Annotated in this window: 16 protein-coding genes; 9 read left to right on the top strand and 7 right to left on the bottom strand. The window is 60.4% G+C overall.

Features of this window, described 5'->3' with window-relative positions:
* Nucleotides 1–4: 4 nt before the first annotated feature.
* Nucleotides 5–970 carry a hypothetical protein gene (locus ACINK1_RS13925; protein WP_376801084.1) on the bottom strand — a complete coding sequence of 322 codons (966 nt, stop codon included), beginning with the start codon at nucleotides 968–970 and terminating at the stop codon, nucleotides 5–7.
* An 81-nt stretch (nucleotides 971–1,051) separates the two neighbouring features.
* Here ACINK1_RS13925 and ACINK1_RS13920 point away from each other — a divergent pair, with 81 nt between their 5' ends.
* The 5 genes from ACINK1_RS13920 (at nucleotide 1,052) to ACINK1_RS13900 (ending at nucleotide 6,079) form a co-directional block, all read left to right on the top strand.
* Complete coding sequence (locus ACINK1_RS13920) at nucleotides 1,052–2,215, top strand: MFS transporter (protein WP_376801085.1); 1,164 nt, start codon at nucleotides 1,052–1,054, stop codon at nucleotides 2,213–2,215.
* 96 nt (nucleotides 2,216–2,311) lie between these two features.
* Nucleotides 2,312–3,439 (top strand): ABC transporter permease, encoded by a 1,128-nt coding sequence (locus ACINK1_RS13915; RefSeq protein ID WP_376801086.1) that lies wholly within the window; start codon nucleotides 2,312–2,314, stop codon nucleotides 3,437–3,439.
* Complete coding sequence (locus tag ACINK1_RS13910) at nucleotides 3,436–4,242, top strand: ABC transporter ATP-binding protein (protein WP_376801087.1); 807 nt, start codon at nucleotides 3,436–3,438, stop codon at nucleotides 4,240–4,242. The genes ACINK1_RS13915 and ACINK1_RS13910 overlap by 4 nt, the downstream gene beginning before the upstream one ends.
* Nucleotides 4,243–4,248: 6 nt before the next feature.
* Nucleotides 4,249–5,445, top strand: a complete 1,197-nt coding sequence (locus ACINK1_RS13905; RefSeq protein ID WP_376801088.1) for an MlaD family protein — start codon at nucleotides 4,249–4,251, stop codon at nucleotides 5,443–5,445.
* 1 nt (nucleotide 5,446) lies between these two features.
* Complete coding sequence (locus ACINK1_RS13900; RefSeq protein ID WP_376801089.1) at nucleotides 5,447–6,079, top strand: ABC-type transport auxiliary lipoprotein family protein; 633 nt, start codon at nucleotides 5,447–5,449, stop codon at nucleotides 6,077–6,079.
* Between the two features lie 82 nt (nucleotides 6,080–6,161).
* Here ACINK1_RS13900 and ACINK1_RS13895 read toward each other — a convergent pair whose 3' ends face one another.
* Nucleotides 6,162–10,457 (bottom strand): hypothetical protein, encoded by a 4,296-nt coding sequence (locus ACINK1_RS13895; protein ID WP_376803872.1) that lies wholly within the window; start codon nucleotides 10,455–10,457, stop codon nucleotides 6,162–6,164.
* Nucleotides 10,458–10,827: 370 nt separating this feature from the next.
* Between ACINK1_RS13895 and ACINK1_RS13890 the strand changes: the two genes are divergently transcribed.
* From ACINK1_RS13890 to ACINK1_RS13880, 3 genes are all read left to right on the top strand, one after another.
* Nucleotides 10,828–11,148 carry an Hpt domain-containing protein gene (locus ACINK1_RS13890; protein ID WP_376801091.1) on the top strand — a complete coding sequence of 107 codons (321 nt, stop codon included), beginning with the start codon at nucleotides 10,828–10,830 and terminating at the stop codon, nucleotides 11,146–11,148.
* Nucleotides 11,149–11,307: 159 nt separating this feature from the next.
* Nucleotides 11,308–11,628, top strand: coding sequence for a 2Fe-2S iron-sulfur cluster-binding protein (locus tag ACINK1_RS13885; RefSeq protein ID WP_376801092.1), 321 nt, complete (start codon nucleotides 11,308–11,310; stop codon nucleotides 11,626–11,628).
* A gap of 29 nt (nucleotides 11,629–11,657) precedes the next feature.
* A complete protein-coding gene (locus tag ACINK1_RS13880) occupies nucleotides 11,658–12,689 on the top strand; it encodes an NAD(P)/FAD-dependent oxidoreductase (protein WP_376801093.1) in 1,032 nt (343 codons plus the stop codon).
* A gap of 26 nt (nucleotides 12,690–12,715) precedes the next feature.
* Here ACINK1_RS13880 and ACINK1_RS13875 read toward each other — a convergent pair whose 3' ends face one another.
* On the bottom strand, nucleotides 12,716–13,930 hold the full coding sequence (locus ACINK1_RS13875) for an MFS transporter (protein WP_395760159.1): 1,215 nt from the start codon (nucleotides 13,928–13,930) through the stop codon (nucleotides 12,716–12,718).
* Between the two features lie 193 nt (nucleotides 13,931–14,123).
* Here ACINK1_RS13875 and ACINK1_RS13870 point away from each other — a divergent pair, with 193 nt between their 5' ends.
* Nucleotides 14,124–14,546 carry a universal stress protein gene (locus ACINK1_RS13870; RefSeq protein WP_376801095.1) on the top strand — a complete coding sequence of 141 codons (423 nt, stop codon included), beginning with the start codon at nucleotides 14,124–14,126 and terminating at the stop codon, nucleotides 14,544–14,546.
* Between the two features lie 107 nt (nucleotides 14,547–14,653).
* On the opposite strand, the gene ACINK1_RS13865 is transcribed toward ACINK1_RS13870, so the two are convergent.
* The 4 genes from ACINK1_RS13865 to ACINK1_RS13850 all read right to left on the bottom strand — a co-directional run.
* A complete protein-coding gene (locus tag ACINK1_RS13865; RefSeq protein ID WP_376801096.1) occupies nucleotides 14,654–15,253 on the bottom strand; it encodes a hypothetical protein in 600 nt (199 codons plus the stop codon).
* Between the two features lie 50 nt (nucleotides 15,254–15,303).
* Nucleotides 15,304–16,479, bottom strand: coding sequence for a VWA domain-containing protein (locus tag ACINK1_RS13860; protein WP_376801097.1), 1,176 nt, complete (start codon nucleotides 16,477–16,479; stop codon nucleotides 15,304–15,306).
* Between the two features lie 25 nt (nucleotides 16,480–16,504).
* The gene (locus ACINK1_RS13855; RefSeq protein ID WP_376802926.1) at nucleotides 16,505–17,515 is read right to left on the bottom strand and encodes a YcjF family protein; all 1,011 of its coding nucleotides are present in this window, start codon (nucleotides 17,513–17,515) and stop codon (nucleotides 16,505–16,507) included.
* Nucleotides 17,512–18,978, bottom strand: a 1,467-nt coding sequence (locus tag ACINK1_RS13850; protein ID WP_376801099.1) for a YcjX family protein, incomplete at its 5' end; no start/stop codon positions are given. The genes ACINK1_RS13850 and ACINK1_RS13855, both read right to left, overlap by 4 nt.

Raw genomic sequence — 18,978 nt, 5'->3', positions numbered from 1 at the left:
GACCCTAGCTAAAGAGTGCGATTTTTTCGCTGAATGACAATTCGTCATAATTGATGCCGCTCTGCATCGCAGGAGCTGTCATTTCCAGCACGTCGTCATCATGCGACAATGCCAGATTGCCCGCCTGATGGGGTGAGGAGCGTCGCGGGCGCGGTTCGTTCATAACCGGGCTCGCAACAGGAGGCGTCGTCGATGGCACATTCATCTGCGTCACCGGGTGTGATGGCGCCGCCATCACATCAACTGCCGCAGCCATTGAACTCTGTGGTCGCGGCGCGTGCAGGGCGACTGCCTCGATCTCCCATTCCGTTGTGTCGGCGAGGGTTGGCGACACAACCGGATGCGCAGCCTCGTTACCTGGCGCGGATTGGATGAGGCCGGTGCTGCTGGCGACATGAGTATCGATCTGGACCAGAGTTTCCACAAGCGCTTCAAGGCGGCGCGACGCCATATCCTGGAAGCTGCAGGCCAGATAAATCTCGCTCGCCCGCTGGTCGAGTTCATCGCAGGATGCCGCTTCCATGCCGCGCTCCCGCAAAATCCACGACAGCTCCTGAATGCGCTCGGCGGCATTGAGCACTGAGTTGATGGCGTTGTCGCTGGCAGCGCTGATGGCATCAAAATCCCGGCCCTCGCGCAATGTTCGGCCGTTATGATGTGCCTCTTCGCGCAGGGCCGCCATCTCACCGCGCGCGGCAGCGATGAGACCGGAGATTACGCTGATGTCGACCGCAGGTTGCGGGGGCGCAGAGATAAGTGCTGCGGGCGCAGGTGTCTGCGCTTCCGGTCTCGTTGCGGGCGCGGCCGCCAGCCGGCTTTCGATGCGGCTCAGAACGTCAAGAATTTCCGAGGTGCTGGCGACACGGTTGCGCGCTGCATATTCACGCAGGAACCAACGACCACGCTCCGTTTCCATAACGGCTGCTTCGATCGCTTCGTAATCCTGCTCACTCAATATATCGTTCGACATACCGCCAATCGCTGAATTTGCCGCGACTCACCTTTAACCAAATAATATCACAGCACAAAAATTCCTCGAGCGATTGAGCAAATGCAAGTTAATACCATCAATTTACGCCTTGCTCTGGTTTACATGGCCTTGTTCGCGGGCATCGGCGTTCATTTGCCGTTTTTCCCGTTATGGCTTGCCGCGCAGGGGCTTGAGGCCTCCGACCGGGCAATTATCCTTGCCGTTCCGATGTTTATCCGGGTGTTCCTGCTGTCCTTTCTCATCGATTGGGGCTTGCGGGCAGGCTCGGTGGCGCGGGCGATTATCATCTATGCGTTGACCGCCAGCGTTCTGACAGCCGCATTACCGTTTCAGTCATCCATGGCGCTTCTTGCGATTTTTTCAATATTGTCCAGCCTTGCCTGGATGCCGGCGCTGCCATTGCTGGATGCGCTGGCGATGGGCGAGATGCGCGCGGGGCGGGCTGACTATGGGCGGGCCCGGCTTTGGGGATCGGTTGCCTTTGTTGTTTTGACGATCACCGGCGGAGCGGCAATCGAGGCGTTTGAGGTATGGGTCGTTATTCCGATCCTGTTCGCCGTTCTTGTATCGGTTGCCATCACGGCGGCTTTTCTTCCGGGCGATGCGGCCGCCCGACCGGCTGGCGATGAACCGCGAGCCTTGCCAACGCTGCTTGAGCGCACAAGAACGGTACGCCCGCTCTTTCTGGCAGCAGCGCTGCTGCAGGCCAGCCATGCCGTCTTTTACGTGCAGGGCAGTGTTCACTGGAAGCACCTTGGTTATTCAGAAACCGCCATCGGCGCGCTGTGGATGGTGGCGATTATTGCCGAAATTCTGATGTTCCTGTGGTCGCGACGCATCATTGCCCGCTTCGAGGCAAAATCCCTCCTGATGATGGCGGGTGCGGCGGCCTGTCTGCGCTGGTCGGTGATGGCATTCGATCCGCCCTGGCCGATTCTGGTGTCGATGCAGATTCTTCACGCCTGCTCGTTTGCCTGCACGCATATTGCGACGATCTGGCTGATCGGCCGTCTGTTTTCAGGGTTTCTCGCCGCCCGGGCGCAAGGGCTCTATGCGAGCCTTCTGGGGGCAGCCAACGGCGTGACCATGCTCGCCGCCGGCCCGCTTTACGCCTGTTTCGGCGGCCGGGCGCAATTGGCGATGGCATTCATTGCAGCGATTGCCGTGGTCTTGACGCTTACCTCACGCGCTGACCCGGCCAGGGATACGGGCTCAGCCGCATGAGCCGGGTTATGCCTCGACATTCGCGGCCAGCGCTGGTTAATGAAGGATTAAGATCAGCCACTCAGGTTTTATCTCCTTCCTCGGTCAGGCGCGACGATGGCATTTGTTAAATTCGTCGATGAAGGTCAGCACGGTATCCTCGTGGCGCGAGGAGACTGGACGGTCGATCGCGCGGAGGAAATCGATTACGCACTGAAGAAGTTGAAGCCGGACGGGCGGCGCTTGCGCTCGGTCGATATCAGGTTTGACGGTGTGCGGCGCATCGATACGACCGGGGCCTGGCTGTTGGTTAGAACAAGCGAGGCGTTCGAGGCGGCCGGCATTCCCACCATTCTTGAAGGCAACGACCCTGACCGGCGTGCCCTTATCGACACGGTTCTCAATCGCAAGACCCAGAAGTCGCGCCCGCCCTTACCGCGTAACCAACTCATCGGGACGCTTGCCGATATAGGAGCGGGGGTCAGGGCAGCAGGTCGGGATGCGCGCGGCATTCTCGAATTTTTCGGCGAAGTGGTGATCGCGCTGTTGCATATTGCCCGCCATCCCTCGCGTATCCGTCCGGCAGCGATTGCAACGCATCTCGAGCGTACCGGCCTCAATGCGATACCGATTGTCTTTCTCATGTCCTTTCTGGTCGGCGGCATCGTTGCTCAGCAGGGAGCCTTTCAGCTCAAGGCATATGGTGGCGAGGTTTTTGCCGTTAATCTGGTGGCGATCCTGGTGATGCGCGAGCTGGGCCTTCTGCTGGCCGCCATCATGTTCGCTGGCCGATCGGGTTCTGCCACAACCGCAGAGCTTGGCGCGATGAAGATGCGCGAGGAGATCGACGCGATGCGTGTCATCGGCCTCAATCCGATCGAAATTCTCGCCATCCCCAGACTGGCCGCCTTCGTTATTGCTCTTCCTCTGGTGACGGTTATCAGCGATCTTGCCGCACTTCTTGGCGCGCTCATCACCTCCTGGCTTTACGTCGGCATCGAGCCTTCCGCTTTTATCGAGCAGCTGCGCACCGTGCTGAAGCCGCGCCACCTCTTCATCGGCGTCGTCAAGGCGCCGTTCATGGCTGTCATCATCGGTGTCATTGCCTGCATCGAAGGCTTGCGTGTCGAAGGCTCGTCCGAATCGCTGGGCAAGCATACGACCGCCTCGGTGGTGAAAGCGATTTTCATGGTGATCGTGGTTGACGGGCTGTTTGCGATTGTCTTTGCGGCGCTCGACATATGACAGTTCACGCTCCCATCGCCACTCAGTCAGCCGAATCACCGCAGGTCATCATCAAGGTGCGTCATCTGACGGTCGCCTATGGTCAGCGGGTCATTCTTGAAAACCTCGATCTTGATGTCTATCGCGGTGAAGTTCTTGGTGTCGTCGGTGCGTCCGGCACCGGCAAGTCGGTGACGTTGCGGGCGATCGTCGGCCTGGCGCCGGTGCGCACGGGGCTGATCGAGGTCAACGGCATCGACATGCGTCGGGCCGATAGCGCCCAACGCATATCCGTTGAGCGACGCTGGGGCATCCTGTTCCAGCAGGGAGCGTTGTTTTCATCACTCACCGTCAAGCAGAATGTGCAGTTGCCGCTGCGTGAATATCTCAATCTTGACGAAGAATTGCTGGACGATATCGCCAGGCTGAAGATTTCGCTGGTTGGTCTGCGCCCTGACGCTGCTGACAAATATCCGGCTGAATTGTCGGGCGGCATGATCAAGCGCGCGGCACTGGCGCGCGCGCTGGCGCTTGACCCCGAGATCGTCTTCCTTGATGAACCAACCTCAGGGCTCGATCCGATATCGGCGGGCGAGTTCGATGATCTCATCCGCAGCCTGCAACGGACTTTGGGCCTTACCGTTTTCATGGTAACCCACGACCTCGACAGCCTTGCAACGATCTGCGACCGCATCGCGGTGGTTGGCGACAAACACATTTTGACCACAGGAACGCTCGAAGACATGCTGAAATTCGATCATCCGTGGGTTCAGGCTTATTTTCGCGGGCCCCGCGCGCGCGGCATTACACACAGAAGCGAGTAGACGGCGATGGAGACCAAGGCCAACAATGCAGTCGTCGGCGCCTTTGTTGTCGTCTCGCTGCTGATTGCTGCCCTGTTCCTGATCTGGATTTCGCGCTCCGGCGGCACAGGATCAAGGCGGCCCTTCTATGTGGTGTTCTCAGGCTCGGTGCAGGGTCTGTCGGTTGGCAGTTCGGTGCTGTTCAACGGTTTGCGGGTTGGTGAAGTGTCGGAGCTTGGCATCAACCCCGGCAACCGCTCGGAAATACGGGCGCGCGTGCTGGTTGACGATCTCGCACCCGTGAAGCGAAACACGCGGGCAAGGCTCGCCTCGCTCGGCTTCACGGGCGTTGCCTCGATCGAGTTTTTCGGCGGCACCGACACGGCAGAAAATCTCGATCCGGGGCCTGATGGTGTGGCGCCGGCGATCTTCGCTGAGCGCTCGTTCGTGCAGAACCTCCTCGAAGGAGGGGCCGACACGCTCGGGCGTGTCAACAACGTCATCGCCAAGGTTGAGGACACGGTCGGCCAGGCACAGGCGCCGATCAACAACACATTGAAAAATGTAGAGACATTCTCCGATGCGCTGGCCAAGAACAGTGACGGCATCGGCACGCTGATCGCCGATCTGTCGGTTGCGGCGCGGCGGATTGCTGATCTGTCGACCCAGTTGCAGAATGTTGCCGATGCGATCGACCCGGCCCGTGTGCGCGAAATTGTCGATGGCGTGGCGGCGGTGGTGAGCGCACTTGCCGATGAGCGTGAGAAGATCAGCACGCTTGTGTCGGATGCGAGTTCGGCTGCGCGCAGTATCGCCGTGGCAGCCGACAAGCTGCAGCCGGGGATCGAGAAGGCAACATCGCTTCTCTCGGCCATTGATCCTGATTCTGTGGGGCGCTCGGTGCAGAGCCTTGAACGCAACCTCGCCAATACTGAAAAATTCACCAAAGGATTGTCCGAAAGCAGCGATCGTATCATTGGCGATGTCAGTCAGGCGGCAAAGTCGATCCGCGCCACGGCAGAAAATCTCGACAAGCGCATCGAGCAATTGTCTGGCAACCTCAATCGCTTCACCGGGGCCGGCCTCACGGATCTCCAGGCCTTCGTCAATGATGGCAGGCGGACGATTTCAACGGTCGACCGGTTCCTGCGCGAAGTGGAGCGCAACCCACAGCAATTCGTTTTCGGCCGCCCCGGAGCGCCCGAATTTTCCGGCCGCAGGTAGGATGACACGCGTGTCTGCAGGTGATCATTACGTTACTCGACGCTGGTTCCTTCTGGCTGTTCCGGCAGGGCTTGCCGGCTGCAGTGCTGGCGGGGGTGTCGGTGGGCTGATTTCGCCGCCGCCGCTCGAGACATATGATTTGTCATCGCCGAAGGTTTCCTCCACCGGCAGCGGTCGTCGTGGCACGGTGGCGATCGCCGAGTCATCAGCCGTCAGGGCGCTCGATACCGACCGTATCCTGGTCAAGCCGCGCGCCAACGAGATCAACTATCTGGCGGGTGCGCAATGGGCTGATCGTCTGCCCCGCCTCGTGCAGTCACGTATCGTCACGACGTTTGAGAATGCGCGCCGACTTAACTCGGTCGTGCGGCCGGGCGAGGGCATTGATGCCGCCACCCGCCTGGTGACGGAGATCCGCTCGTTTGAACTTGACCTTTTATCATCCCCCAAGGTGCAGATCGAGCTGACGGCGCGGCTCGTTGGCAACCGGAATGGCCAGGTGATCGCTGCCGAAATTTTCAGCGGGCAGGCGCCGGTTTCGGGTTCAGAGCCGGCAGTGGTTGTGGCGGCGCTCGACAAGACGATGTCGGATGTTCTCCTGCGCCTCGTCGCCTGGGCTGATCGCCACAGTTGAAACGCCTGAAGCTACAAAAAGGCAGGCCTGCGGGCCTGCCTTTTGTCCGGACGTCTGGCTGATCATCGTCCTGTGTGAGCGCTCATTCGAGGCGTCCCGACGCATGTGCCAGCAGGGTGTAGACCTTGCCCGTTTCCGAGACGAGATAGTTCTGCGTCTGCGTATTGTCAGGATCACGGCGGCTGATGTCACGAATAAGACGCTCGAAATCGTCGATGTAGCGATCAACCGCAGCACGGAATTCATTGTCACGGCTGTATTTGCGGCGGATGTCATCGAAGCTCTGCTGACCCTGCAGCGAATAGAGGTGGCGCGAGAACACTTTGCGCTCACCACGCCGGTAGCGATCCCAGGCGTCGAGCAGGGCTTCGCTATCGATGGCGTCGGCAATGCCGCTTGATAATTGTCCAAGGCTGTCGGGGAGGGCCGACGCGCTGCGCGGCAATGGATTGCCAGCACCGCTGCGATCTTCATCTTCTCGTGAAGCGCGCGTGAGCAAATCACGGAGCCAGCCGGTGGGCGCTGCTTCGCCGCGCGGCTCTTCGCTGCGGGGTCGAACGACCGGCTTGATGGGCGTCAGACGGCGCGGCGCCGGCTCGCTGGAGGTGGAGAAATCAGCGACACGGGCAGGTGCAGCACTTGCCGTCTCGATACGGGCAGCCGGGCGGCGCGCCGGCTGGCTGACATCGGAGGCGGAACCGTGACGGGCGACGATATCCGACAGCTCGTTGAGGGCGCGGATCTGGTCGGCTACAACCCGACGCATGGCCGCTGTCGATTCCTGGGTTTCGCGCGGCAACTCGAGAACACTCTTGCGCATTTCATGACGCGTCGCGTCAATCTCGCTGCGGATGGTGACAGCGGTTGATTGCAGTTCCTGCGCCGTTGTGGCGAAGCGCTCGGTTGCCTGGGTGAGCGCGCCCGAAATTTCGGCGCTCACCTGATCGAAGGCTTCGCGAACGGCAAGCTGCGAGCGCTCGCTCTCGCTGCCGGCATCGTTGCGCAGGCGCTCGAACTGGTCGATTGCCGCCTGTGTCGCCAGTTGCGATGCCTGAGCAAGGAACTGACCGATTTCGCGCGTGCGGTCCTGGACCATTTCGAGGGTGCGCTGAATGTTCTGCTGGCGCTCGCGCAACATCTCGTCAACGCTTTCAGCGCGGCGAAGAATCTGCTCGCTGAGCGTTTCCATTTCGGCACGACGCGAGCCGAGCGCCGCCTCGACGGCGCTGTTGGCGTCCTGCAGCGATTGGGCAACGCGCGTAAGGTTGGCGGCCTGGCTGCCGATATCGTGCAGCATGCGCCGGCCATTATTGTCGACCGCATCGGCTGCCGTCTGCAGGGCATCCGTCTGGACAGTCAACTGGGCGGCGGCGCTGTCAGCCCGCCCGGTGACCTGGTCCAGCGTGTGCATGACATTGTCGACGCGGGTTCCCAGAGCGATATCGAGGGTGCCCAGGCGCACATCCGCGCTGTGGAGCACGTCGCTCAACTGACGCGTCGTATCGGTCAGAGACAAAACGACCTTGCGCGTGTCGGTGCCGAGGGTGCTGTAGGTCGAGGCGAGTTGCTCGACGGCCTTCTTCGCATCGCCCGTGATGGTCGTGCCGATGGTTGTCGCGCCATCTGCCAAAGTCTGCTTCAGCACCGCGCCCTGCAGCGTCACGAGCTGCGCCAGCATGGTTGCCTTTTCCTCGAATGTTTTGGCAACCGTCGCGCCATTGTCGCGGATTGTCGCGGTGATGCTGCCGCCCGTCTCCATGAGATCAGACGTCAGTGTGCTGCCAGCCTGTTCAAGCGTCGCCTGAACCGCACCGCTGATCTGCTGCAGGTTGGCCGTGACCGATGCGCCCGTCTCCAGCAGATTTGATGTCATGCCATGAGCGGTCTGGCTGATCGAGGCAACGATTTCCTGGCCGCGCGTATCGAGGTTGGTGAGGATGGCGGTGACGATATCAGCCTGGCTGGCACTGATATCAGCATGCAAGCGCTGGCCGGCCTGCGACAGCGCGGTGATGGTGCGGTCGGTCGTGCCGCTCAGTTGCGCGCTGATTGCGTGCGCGGCCGCATCAAGGGCGTTGATGACGGTATGGCCGTTTGCTTCGAGATTGCTGCGCATATCCGCAAGGGCAAGTTCGACACGATCCGTCTTGTCGGCGAACTCGGTCTGGCTGGCGAAAATTTCATCGTGGATGCGCCGGCCCGCTTCGGACAGGGCATCGACAGCGCGTTTTGTTGTTCCTGTCAGCTCCAGATTGAGCGCGAGTGCAGAAGCGTCAAGCGCGTTGATGATCGTATTGCCGCTTGCGGCAACTTTCTCGCGCATGTCACCAAGCGACCCTTCGATATGCGCCACCTGCTCGGCAAAGCGGGATTGGCCGGCATCATAATCAACCTGGATGCGCGCAGCTGACTGCGTCAACATATCGATTGCGCGATGAGTGGTTTCGCCGATCTGCGTGCTGAGATTGCGCGCCGCGCTGTCAAGTGCCCCGGTAATGCTCGCGCCGTTCGTGTCGAGATTGGCGCGCATTTCGATCAGCGTCTGCTCGATGCGCTCGGCATTGGTCTCAAGCGTCTCGGCAATGCTTGTTGCCTTTTCACCGAGCTTCAGATCAATCGACGTCGCGCGGCTTTCGAGAATATCGGCAATGGAGGCTGCCCGATCATCAAGACTGGCTGCAATCGCCGACAAATGATCGGTAATCGAGCGCCCCAGAAGATCGGTGCCGTTCGTTACTTCTTCGGAAATCGCCGTCGTGTGGCGCTGCATGAGGTCGGTCAGGTTCTCAAGACGACCCAGCAGCGCCTGGTCGATTGTCGCGCCAACTGATCCCATCGTCTGATCGATGGCGGCAGCACGCTGATCCAGTGCTTCCTTGAACGAGAACAGACGACCGTCAAGGCCGACGTTGAGATTGTCCATACGCTCATCAATGCCGCGAGCCATGTGTTCGGCGCGATCATCGATATGGCTGAGGAGGGTCTCGACCTGCGAGGAGATGGCAGAGGCGGCAACACCCGATGTGCTCTCTATCGTCGACAGCGTCCTGGTGAGGATGCTTTCGATAACTTCGCCACGCGCTTCCAGGCTGCTGACGAGCTTATCGCCATGGGTAGCGATGATGTCACGGATTTTCATTTCCGTGGTGTCCAGCCGCTCGGCCAGCGCGCCGCCATGGACAGTCACCGTCTGGTCAATCCGCCTGCCAACGTTGTCAATGCGCTCGGCCACCTCATTGCCGCGCGTTGCCAGATCCTGCGCCAGCGTTTCGGCGATCGAGCGCATCTGCAATGACAGGCGCGAGGTCACCTCTTCGGAGCGCGAGGCAATGTTTGCTGCCAGGTCATCGGACGAGATATTGAGCGCCAGCGTGACAGCCTGCCCGGCATCGGACAATTTGCTGACGAGTGAATCGCCGCGCGCCGTGAACGCGTCGACCATGGTTGAGCCGGCCTGATGCAGTGTGTCAGTGATGATTTGGCCGCGTGTTGCCAGCATGTCGGCGGTGCGCGTGCCGAGATCATTCACCGTGTTGGTCAAGTTGAGCGAAGACCGCCCCAATTGCTCGGCAAACGACGTATGCAGTGACGTGATCTGTTCGACGGCGGCCTGTGATTTCTGTTCCAGCGATTCTTTCTGCGCCTTGATCGTTTCCATCATGTCGCGCATGCGCGTCTCGTTATCGCGGTAGGCGCGGTCGAGTGTCGCAATTTCACGCGTGATCGAGGCGGTCATGGCGTCAACCCGGCCGGATGCCTGCGCCATGCCTTCATCGAGCAGTGCGAGTTCACGACGCACCGACTGCCCAAGGGTCAGCATGCCCTCCTGGCTCTTGGTGAGCGGGGTTGCCAGATGCAGGGCAACTTCCGCCATGGCGCGGGAGGCGGCACGCAATTGCTGGGCGCGCGCCATGAAGTGTCCGATGGCGACAAACAGAAGGGGCGGGAACAGCAACGTGCCCAGCAGGGCGATCGCTCCGGGATTATCCCGCAGGCCATCACGCGTCAGCAGGGAGAAGACATCAATCCCGAAGATTGCCGGTGTAAGAACAAAGATGCCGCCGACCCAGGCGGAAGCGATGAGGATCGCAATCAGATAGGGGCTGCCGGAGGAATGGCGATAGAGTGCCGATGCCACGGCTGCCGCGTTGCTGGTTGTGTCGTTGGCGGCAGACGTTGGCGGGGGCAAGCGGCGGCCGGAATGAGCTGATGCGCCCAGCGAGGGCTCGCGGCGCGTGTCCGGTGAAGGATCCTGGCCTTTCGGCGCAAACTGGTTCTTTGTCTCGGAATCGACGCCGTCGAGGTTAAGTGCTTGTTCGACCGCAGACAAAGCGACCTGCGCAGAAATTTCGTCGTTCTTCTTGGTCGGCGTTACCATTTACTCAACCTCTTTAACCTGTTTCCTTCACGCCGCCGCCTGTTGGCAGGACCGCGCATATTGTAGCCGGATCGTTACCCGATGAGCGCAAGCGAGCCGTAATTGCGGATGATCCGCTCATCCTCGCCATGGGTTGTATTTCCAGACGATTGTAGTGGTGCGTAAAAGGCGAGGGAAACGTTTTCTCGATTCCAGCCGATTGACGCGATGTTAAGGTTAATTTCAATATGCATGCCCAAGACCGTGCGCCCATGCTCGTCGGCTTTTTATCGAAGGAAAGGCGGTTCGGCTACAGCATTTGTCATCCGGGCATGTAGCTGGCGAGGATTGTGCGGCTCAGCTTCTCATGTGATTGCGCGTGGAATATTCGATGATCGAGCTTGATGTTCTTGACCGCAACACGTTCGGGGACCGGCAATTGCGGGATGAAGTGCTTGGCCTGTTTCGTCAGCAATCTCTTGAGTTGATGGCGCGTCTTGAGGCAACGACCAGCGCCACTGACTGGAAGATTTCAGCACATAAGCTCAAGGGATCAGCCCTTGGGATCGGCGCTCAAACCGTGGCCCAATTGGCGGCGCAGGTCGAGCAGGCGTTCTTCAGCGACAACCTGTCTTCGCGTGATGCGGCTCTGGCGCCGCTGCGGCGGGCGGTTGAGGCGACCAACCGCGAAATCTCGGGTTTGCTGGCATGACCGCTTTTGCCGCCGCATCGCATAAAGAAAGTGCCGCGGCATTTGTCTTTGCGCCGGCCGCTTTCTCGCTTATATGGGCGGTATCGAGCATGCGCGTGTCTGCGGCTGGCAACAGGCAGACGTGACAAGTTAACAGCGTCTAGAAGGCCTGATTTCCCTATGGTCAAAGTCAACTTTGTTACTGCTGACGGAAAATCTCATCCAGTCGATGCCGAAATCGGTGCGACGTTGATGGAAGTTGCCATCCGCAACATGGTGCCGGGTATCGAGGCTGAGTGCGGCGGAGCCTGCGCCTGTGCCACGTGTCACGTTTATGTCGACGATGCGTGGCTGCCGGCTGTGGGCGCCACCGGGCCGATGGAAGAGGACATGCTGGATTTCGCGTTTGATGTACGGCCGAATTCGCGCCTGTCGTGTCAGATCAAGATCACGGACAAGCTGGACGGCATCACCGCACATATCCCCGAGCGTCAGGGCTGACGGCGCAACCTTGTCATCAGGCGGTAATCATGAGCGTTGCACCGATTGAAACCGATGTCCTGATCATCGGCGCCGGCCCGGTCGGGCTGTTTGCCGTGTTTCAGCTCGGCCTTCTCGACATGAAGGTCCACCTCATCGACATCCTTGATCGTCCCGGCGGGCAGTGCACCGAGCTTTATCCCGAAAAGCCCATTTACGATATTCCCGGCTTCCCGCGGGTTGACGCTCAGGAACTCGTCGATCGCCTGATCGAGCAGGGCAAGCCGTTCGGGCCGACATTCCATTTCAATGAAATGGTCGAGCGGCTGACAAAACGCGAGGATGGGCGATTTGCCGTTGAGACCGATGGCGGCAAAAGCTTTGTTGCCAAAGCGGTGATGATCGCCGCCGGTGGCGGCTCGTTCCAACCTAAGAAACCGCCGATCGAGGGTATCGATGCCTATGAAGGCAGCTCGGTGTTTTATTCGGTGCGCAAGATGGACGCCTTCCGTGACCGTACAGTGCTGATTGTGGGCGGCGGCGATTCAGCACTTGACTGGACGCTCAACCTCGAGCCGGTGGCAAAGCGCGTCACCCTCCTGCACCGGCGCGATGCCTTCCGCGCCGCGCCTCATTCCGTCGAGCGCATGAAGGCTCTGGCTGCCGAGGGCAGGATCGACTTCAAGCTGGGGCAGGTAACCTCCCTGGAGGGTGCCAACGGCAGATTGTCAGGCGCCAACATCAAGGGTGACAAAGACAGTTTCCATATCGCCTGCGATATGATGCTTCCCTTCTTCGGGCTGACGATGAAACTGGGGCCCGTGGCCGATTGGGGTCTGGAATTCCACGAAAATCTGGTGCTGGTTGATACCGAACGCTTTGAAAGCTCCGTGCCTGGCATCTTCGCGGTTGGTGATATCAACTGGTATCCGGGCAAGCTCAAGCTGATTTTGTCAGGCTTCCACGAGGTGGCGCTGGCGGCGCAGGCGGCACGGCGCATCTGCCATCCCGACAGCCGCTATGTGTTCCAGTACACCACGTCATCGACAAGCCTGCAGAAGAAGCTCGGCGTCGCTGGCTGAAGACAGGGCGGCAGGTTAGGGCCGGGTTATTGCGCCGGCTGGACAGCGTTGCCGCGCGCTTCAAACGTCGTCTCGTTGCCGGGCGATGGATCATCAGGAATAAGAAAAGCAAGCAGCAGCGAGACGCTGGCAATCCCGCAGCCGATGGCAAATACCGCCGAGGGGTTCCACAGCCAGATGAAGCCGAAGACGGCCGGGATAAACACCGCGGCGATGTGATTGATGGTGAAAGCAACACCTGCGGTGGGCGCGATATCGGCCGGATCGGCGATCTTCTGGAAGTAGGTCCGCTGGGCGATCGTCAGGGTGAAGAACACGCCATCAGTGATGAAGAAGAAAGCTGCCAGGACGGGATTGTCGGTGACTGCGTAGCCCAGGAAAACGATGATGAGGGTGATGTTTTCAAACATCACAGTCCGCCGCTCGCCAAAGCGGGCGATGGCCCCGCCCAGGCGCGGCGCGGCGATGGTGTTGATGGCATAGGTGATGAGAAGCAGCAGCGCCATCTTGGATACGCCGAAGCCGAATTTCTCGACGAGCAGGAAACCGCCAAAGGCCATGAAAATCTGTCGCCGCGCGCCGACCATGAAGGTGAGCGCATAATAGAGCCAGTAACGCTGGCGCAGGACGAGCCCTTTGCGTTGCACGACGGGCCCGTTGAAGCGCGGAAAAAACAGCGCTGTCGCAATCCCCGCGCACACCACCACGAGACCTGAGACAAGGAACAGCGTTTCATAGCTCGGGTTAAACAGCGTCCAGGCCAGCATGATGACGCCGAACGCCGACAGTTGGCCGATCGCCTGCACCGAGCCGATGCGCCCGAGCACACGCGGGGCTTGTGCTTTCGGAACGATCTGCAGGGTCAGCGATTGTGCCATCGTCTCATAATAGTGGAAGCCGACCGACATGATGAAGGTTGTCATCCACAGGCCGATGATCGTCGGGAAGTAACCGGTCAGTGCAACGCCGACGCCGAGGACGACGAGGCTTGCATAAGCCAGCGTCTGCTCGCGCATGATCAGGATCCAGGCAGCCGCCGTGAAGGCGAGGAAGCCCGGAATTTCGCGTATCGATTGCAAAAGGCCCATATCGCGGCCGGAAAAGGCAACGCTTTCCTTGGCGAAATTATTGAGAAGCGCGCTCCAACTGGCAAAACCGACGTAATTAATCGCCGCCATCACCATGAGAAGAGCGACGGGGTTTTGGCGCAATGCGGCAATGCGGCTCGAAACGGCGGTCATCCCTGACCGTTAAGGGAGACGATCAGCGCTGGCAAGCGGCGAGCGGCATGCATGGCAGGCTGCGCCGCATGGCAGGAATGCAGGTGGGACGCTTGATCCAGAGCAATGCTGCTGCGCTGCAAAGGCGTAGTATTGCCGTGGTCGCGCGGTCGGATTGCCTGTCACGAGAATTTCTTTTCAAAAGGAGTTGGAAATGTTCCAAAAAGTGCTCGTTCCCGTTGATATTCTGGAGCCCAGCTTCTCCAGAAAGGCAATCGCCAGCGTCGAGGCGCTGATCAAGGCCAATGATGGCGAGATGCGACTAATCTACGTCAGCACGGTGATTACGCCGATGGTCAGCGAATTCCTGCCACCAGCCTATGATCAGGAAGCGCAGGCGGAAGTCAAAATGAAACTTGAGGCGCAGGCGCAATTGGTCACGTTGCCGAAGGACAAGGTTAGCACGGTGGTCAGACTTGGCGGGATTTACCACGAAATCCTCGATGAGGCGCGCAGCTTTGGCGCTGATCTGATCGTGGTCGGCTCGCATCACCCGACCATGGCAACCTATCTTCTGGGATCGAATGCGGCGAGCATCGTGCGTCACGCCCAATGCTCGGTTCTGGTGATCAGGTAGGGCGAGCAGTTGCAGCGCGACGCTTTTTCCTCAGATTAAAATCGTGCTCTATCGCGTTGTTTTATGAGCGTATCATCGCAAGACTTCATGCATTGCTGCGCCGGGCCTTAAACATCGTGGGGTGATGGTTTGGGCAGCAGATGCAGCGGTGGATGGCGCGGATCGTAGATGCGCGGCCAATTATAATAAGCGTATCGCAGTGCAAATTGACCGGAATAAAGGGCCAGAAAAGTAAAAAAGACGCCGGCAAGGATACCCGACGTGGTGAATCCCAGATAGGCGGCCCAGAACATGCCGAGGACCGGCAGACACCACAGCAGCGAGTGAAGGCAATAGGTCAGCAGGCCGGGACCAAAGCGGCAGATCGCACCCGGCGCCTGTGCGGCAAGTGCCGCGTGGACATGGCCAAGAAAAGCAAGAAAAGCGCCGTTGCGCGAGCGCATTCCGCCTGCGCCTGCGGTGGTCGTCGAGGTAAAACGAAGTTCCTGCCGGTCACTGCCCTGGAGATCAACGATCCAGCGCGGCGCGCTCAGGCGGGACGCGTCATAGAGAATGCGACAATGCCTCAGCTGCGCGATTTCAAGAGCACCCGTCCGCCCCTTCTTGTCCGCCCACGATAGGACACCACCGGCGAGAGCGAATTCCACGTCCGGGGAGAGTGCATGCGGGCGCTGACGATAGACCACAGATTCATTGGCTGATTGCATAAGGCAAGAGAGCGAGCTAAATCGCCGCCGTCAAGAGCTGACATCTGTACTCAGCGCACGAGTTCGCGCATGGCTTCATCCAGCCCGTCCAGGGTCAGCTCGAACATCCGTTGATTGAAAATCTGGCCGATCATCGAGATCGACGGCGTATAGGTCCAGAATTTGCGCGGCATCGGATTGAGCCAGATGGCGCGCGGATAGCTGGCGGTAATGCGTGACAACCACACCGCGCCCGGTTCCTCGTTCATGTGCTCCACCGATCCGCCGGGCATGGCGATTTCGTAAGGGCTCATGGACGCATCGCCGACAAAGATCACACGGTAGTCATTGCCATAGGTGCGGAGCACATCGAAGGTTGACTGGCGCTCCGCATGACGGCGGCGATTGTTTTTCCACACCCCTTCGTAGAGGCAATTATGGAAATAGAAATATTCCAGCGTCTTGAACTCGCTGCGGGCTGCTGAAAACAGCTCCTCGCAGGTGCGGATGTGATCATCCATCGAGCCGCCGACATCAAGAAACAACAGGACTTTCACAGCGTTGCGCCGCTCCGGGCGAAGCTTCACATCAAGATAGCCATGTTCAGCTGTGCCCTTGATGGTGCCGTCGAGATCCAGTTCGTCGGCAGCTCCGGTGCGTGCGAATTTGCGCAGGCGGCGCAGGGCCACCTTGATGTTGCGGGTGCCAAGTTCGACATGGTCATCGAGGTCGCGGAATTCGCGCTTGTCCCACACCTTGACGGCGCGGCGATGGCGGCTTTCGTGCTGACCGATACGAATGCCTTCCGGGTTATAGCCATAGGCGCCGAAAGGGGAGGTGCCGGCTGTGCCGATCCATTTGCTGCCACCCTGGTGACGGCCCTTCTGCTCGGCCAGGCGCTCGCGCAGCGTCTCCATCAGCTTGTCCCAACCACCGAGAGACTTGATCTGCTCCTTTTCCTCGTCCGTCAGGAATTTTTCGGCGAGCTTTGCCAGCCACTCCTCGGGAATTTCTGCATTTGCCGCATCCGCGACGTTTTCCAGCCCTTTGAAGACATGGCCGAATACGCGATCGAAGCGATCAAGATGGCGCTCGTCCTTCACCAGCGCGGTGCGTGAGAGATAGTAGAAATCCTCGACGCGGCGCCCGGCAAGGTCGGCGTCCACCGCCTTCAGCAGCGTCAGATATTCGCCAAGGCTGACCGGCAGGCCGGCTGCTTTCAATTCCTGGAACAGGGTGACGAACATACCGGTCTCATCTGCCTCGTTAATCTTACGTCATGTGCGCCAGCTCGGCCAGAATATCGCCGAGTTTTGGTCGTGCAAGGGCAGTGAAAGGTAATGGACGGACGACGTCCAGCGTCGAGAGGCCAACCCGCGCCGTCATCATGCCATTGACCATGCCCTCGCCGAGCTTGGCGGAAAGCTTGGCTGCCAGCCCGTGGCCCAGCAATTGCTCGACCACCCCCTCGCCAAGCGCCATGCCACCAGTGACTGCAAGGTGGCCCAGCACCACGCGGGCAAGCTTCAGGGAGGCAAGCCCGCCGGGCCGGGCGCCATAGAGTTCGGCAAGCTTGCGCACGAGAATGGCGCTCTGGGCGATCACCATGGCAACATCAAATATGGCGCGCGGGGCGACGGCCGTTACGATCGATACGCGTCGTGCGGCATGGGTGATGAGGGTGATTGCCTGGCGGTCGAGGTCTTGCATCAGCCGTCGCTCTGCCAGGCGCACGAGGTCGGCGCCATCGACGATATCGGCCATGTGGCGGGCGAGTTCGCCACGCGCCCGTGCCATGTCGGGGCGGCTGGCGTAGAGCGCTGTCAGATCGCCGGCAAGGGAGCGGGCCGCGTCGCGGTCATCGTTACCAAGCGTCGCTTCGGCGCGGGCGCGCAGATGTTCGACGCTGGCGAGGCGGGCAAGGGCTGCAAATTCACGCGCGCCAAGGGCAATCAGTGACATCGTCAAGATGATGGTAAGCAGAAGCCCGAGCGAGCCCAGATAGGTCGAATAGGAAAACAGGCGGCTCACGAGATCGGCAACCGCAAGGCCCGTAGCCAGCGAGACGAGGCCGGCGGAGGCGGAGAGCGCAAGTTTTGTCCACAGATTGCGGCCAGGCCGTGCGTTCAGTCTGTCGGTCGTGTCGGGCGCAGCGATGAGGCCTGGCGCTTCAGGCAGGATGGTGACGTTGCGCGCCTCCGGCGCCATCTTTTCGCTGCCGGCGTCACCGTCAAGACGCACTGCCTTGGGGCGTCGTCGGGCTGTGCTGTGATCTTCCATCATGCAAGATAATCTCCGATGAGGAATTGCAAAGCGCGATCAAGGCGGATGTGAGCCGTTGCCGGGCTCGCGCCGCTGCCACGCACAAGCGGCGGGCGAAAACGCAGGAAGCGCATATCAGCCTCATCCGGCGTCGGCGCGTCGCGGCCTTGCGATAGGGCGCGCTCAGGATCGTCGGGCAAATCGCCAGGAAACAGGGCGACTTCGCCGCTGCCGTCAAAAACGTCATCGCCCACCCGCTCGCCAGCCAGCGGCACGCCGATGACGGCGTCCATCAGATCGCCATGCTGGCGGATGCGCGCCTCGCGGGTGGCGCGGATGGCGGCAAGGGCAATGACATCGATTTTGGCACCGGCGCTCGTCGCACGCGACCCCGCCCTGTCGATGAGGCGGGACAGAATGGCCTCAAGCCGGTCATGGTCGCGGTGGTGCAGATGATCGGCCTTGGTCGCGGCAAACAGGATGCGCTCGATGCGCGGCGCCACCAGGCTCGACCACCAGGAGTTTGTACCGATGCGGAAGGCTGCAAGGATATCGCCAAGCGCGCGCTCAAGGTCAGCCACCGCGCTCGGCCCGGCGTTAAGCGCGCTCAAGGCGTCAACCAGCACGATCTGACGATCAAGCCGCGCGAAATGCTGGCGGAAGAAGGGGCGGATGATCTCGTCCTTGTAGGCTTCAAAACATCGCGCCATATGGGCGTGCACCGAGCCGGGAACCGGCGCGTCATCGCCGACAGGCAGGGGATAAAAGGCGAGGGCGGGCGAGCCCTGATAGGCGCCGGGCAGGAGAAAACGGCCTGGCGGCAGGGTTGATTGCGCCACCTGCTCCTCACGGCAGGCGCGCAGATAGGCGGTGAAGATCGCCGCAGGTTCCCGGGCGCTCCCGTCGACATAACGGGCCTTGGGATCAATACCAGCCAGCGCGCCATGCCAGGCGGCGGCCAGCGGCAGGCGGGTTGGCATGTGAGACAGGTCCAGCGATTGACGTGACCAGTCGCCATAGTTCTTGTCGAGAAGCGCCAGATCAAGCAGCCATTCGCCCGGGTAGTCGACGATATCGATTGTCAGCTGGGATGTACCGAACGTGCGCCCGAACCAGCCCGCCGACTGATAATCAATCACCAGGCGCAGCTGTGAAATATCGCTTGTTGACTGTGGCCAGTGGCGATCAGGCCCGCTCATTGCCGCCACATGGCGCTCATAGTCAAAGCGCGGGATGGTCAGATCGGGCTGCGGTTCAAGCCGGACGGCAGCGATCCGCCCTTCGATGGAGGCATCGAGCAAGGGCAGGCGGTGACCTTCGGTGAGTGCCTGCACGAGGGCGGTGATGAATACCGTTTTGCCCGCCCGCGACAGGCCGGTGACGCCCAGGCGCAGCGTCGGGCTGAACATGCCCGTCGTTGCCTCGATGAGGCTTGCGGCTGCCAGCCGCCCTTCATGCGAGAGATCGGTGAGGCGTCCGGCCAT

The sequence above is a fragment of the Raskinella chloraquaticus (SeqCode) genome, from assembly GCF_021731865.1.
GTDB classification, from domain to species: Bacteria; Pseudomonadota; Alphaproteobacteria; order Rhizobiales; family UBA4765; genus Raskinella; species Raskinella chloraquaticus.
Note: the sequence above shows the minus strand (reverse complement) of the source record. Positions and strands in the feature narration are given on the sequence as shown.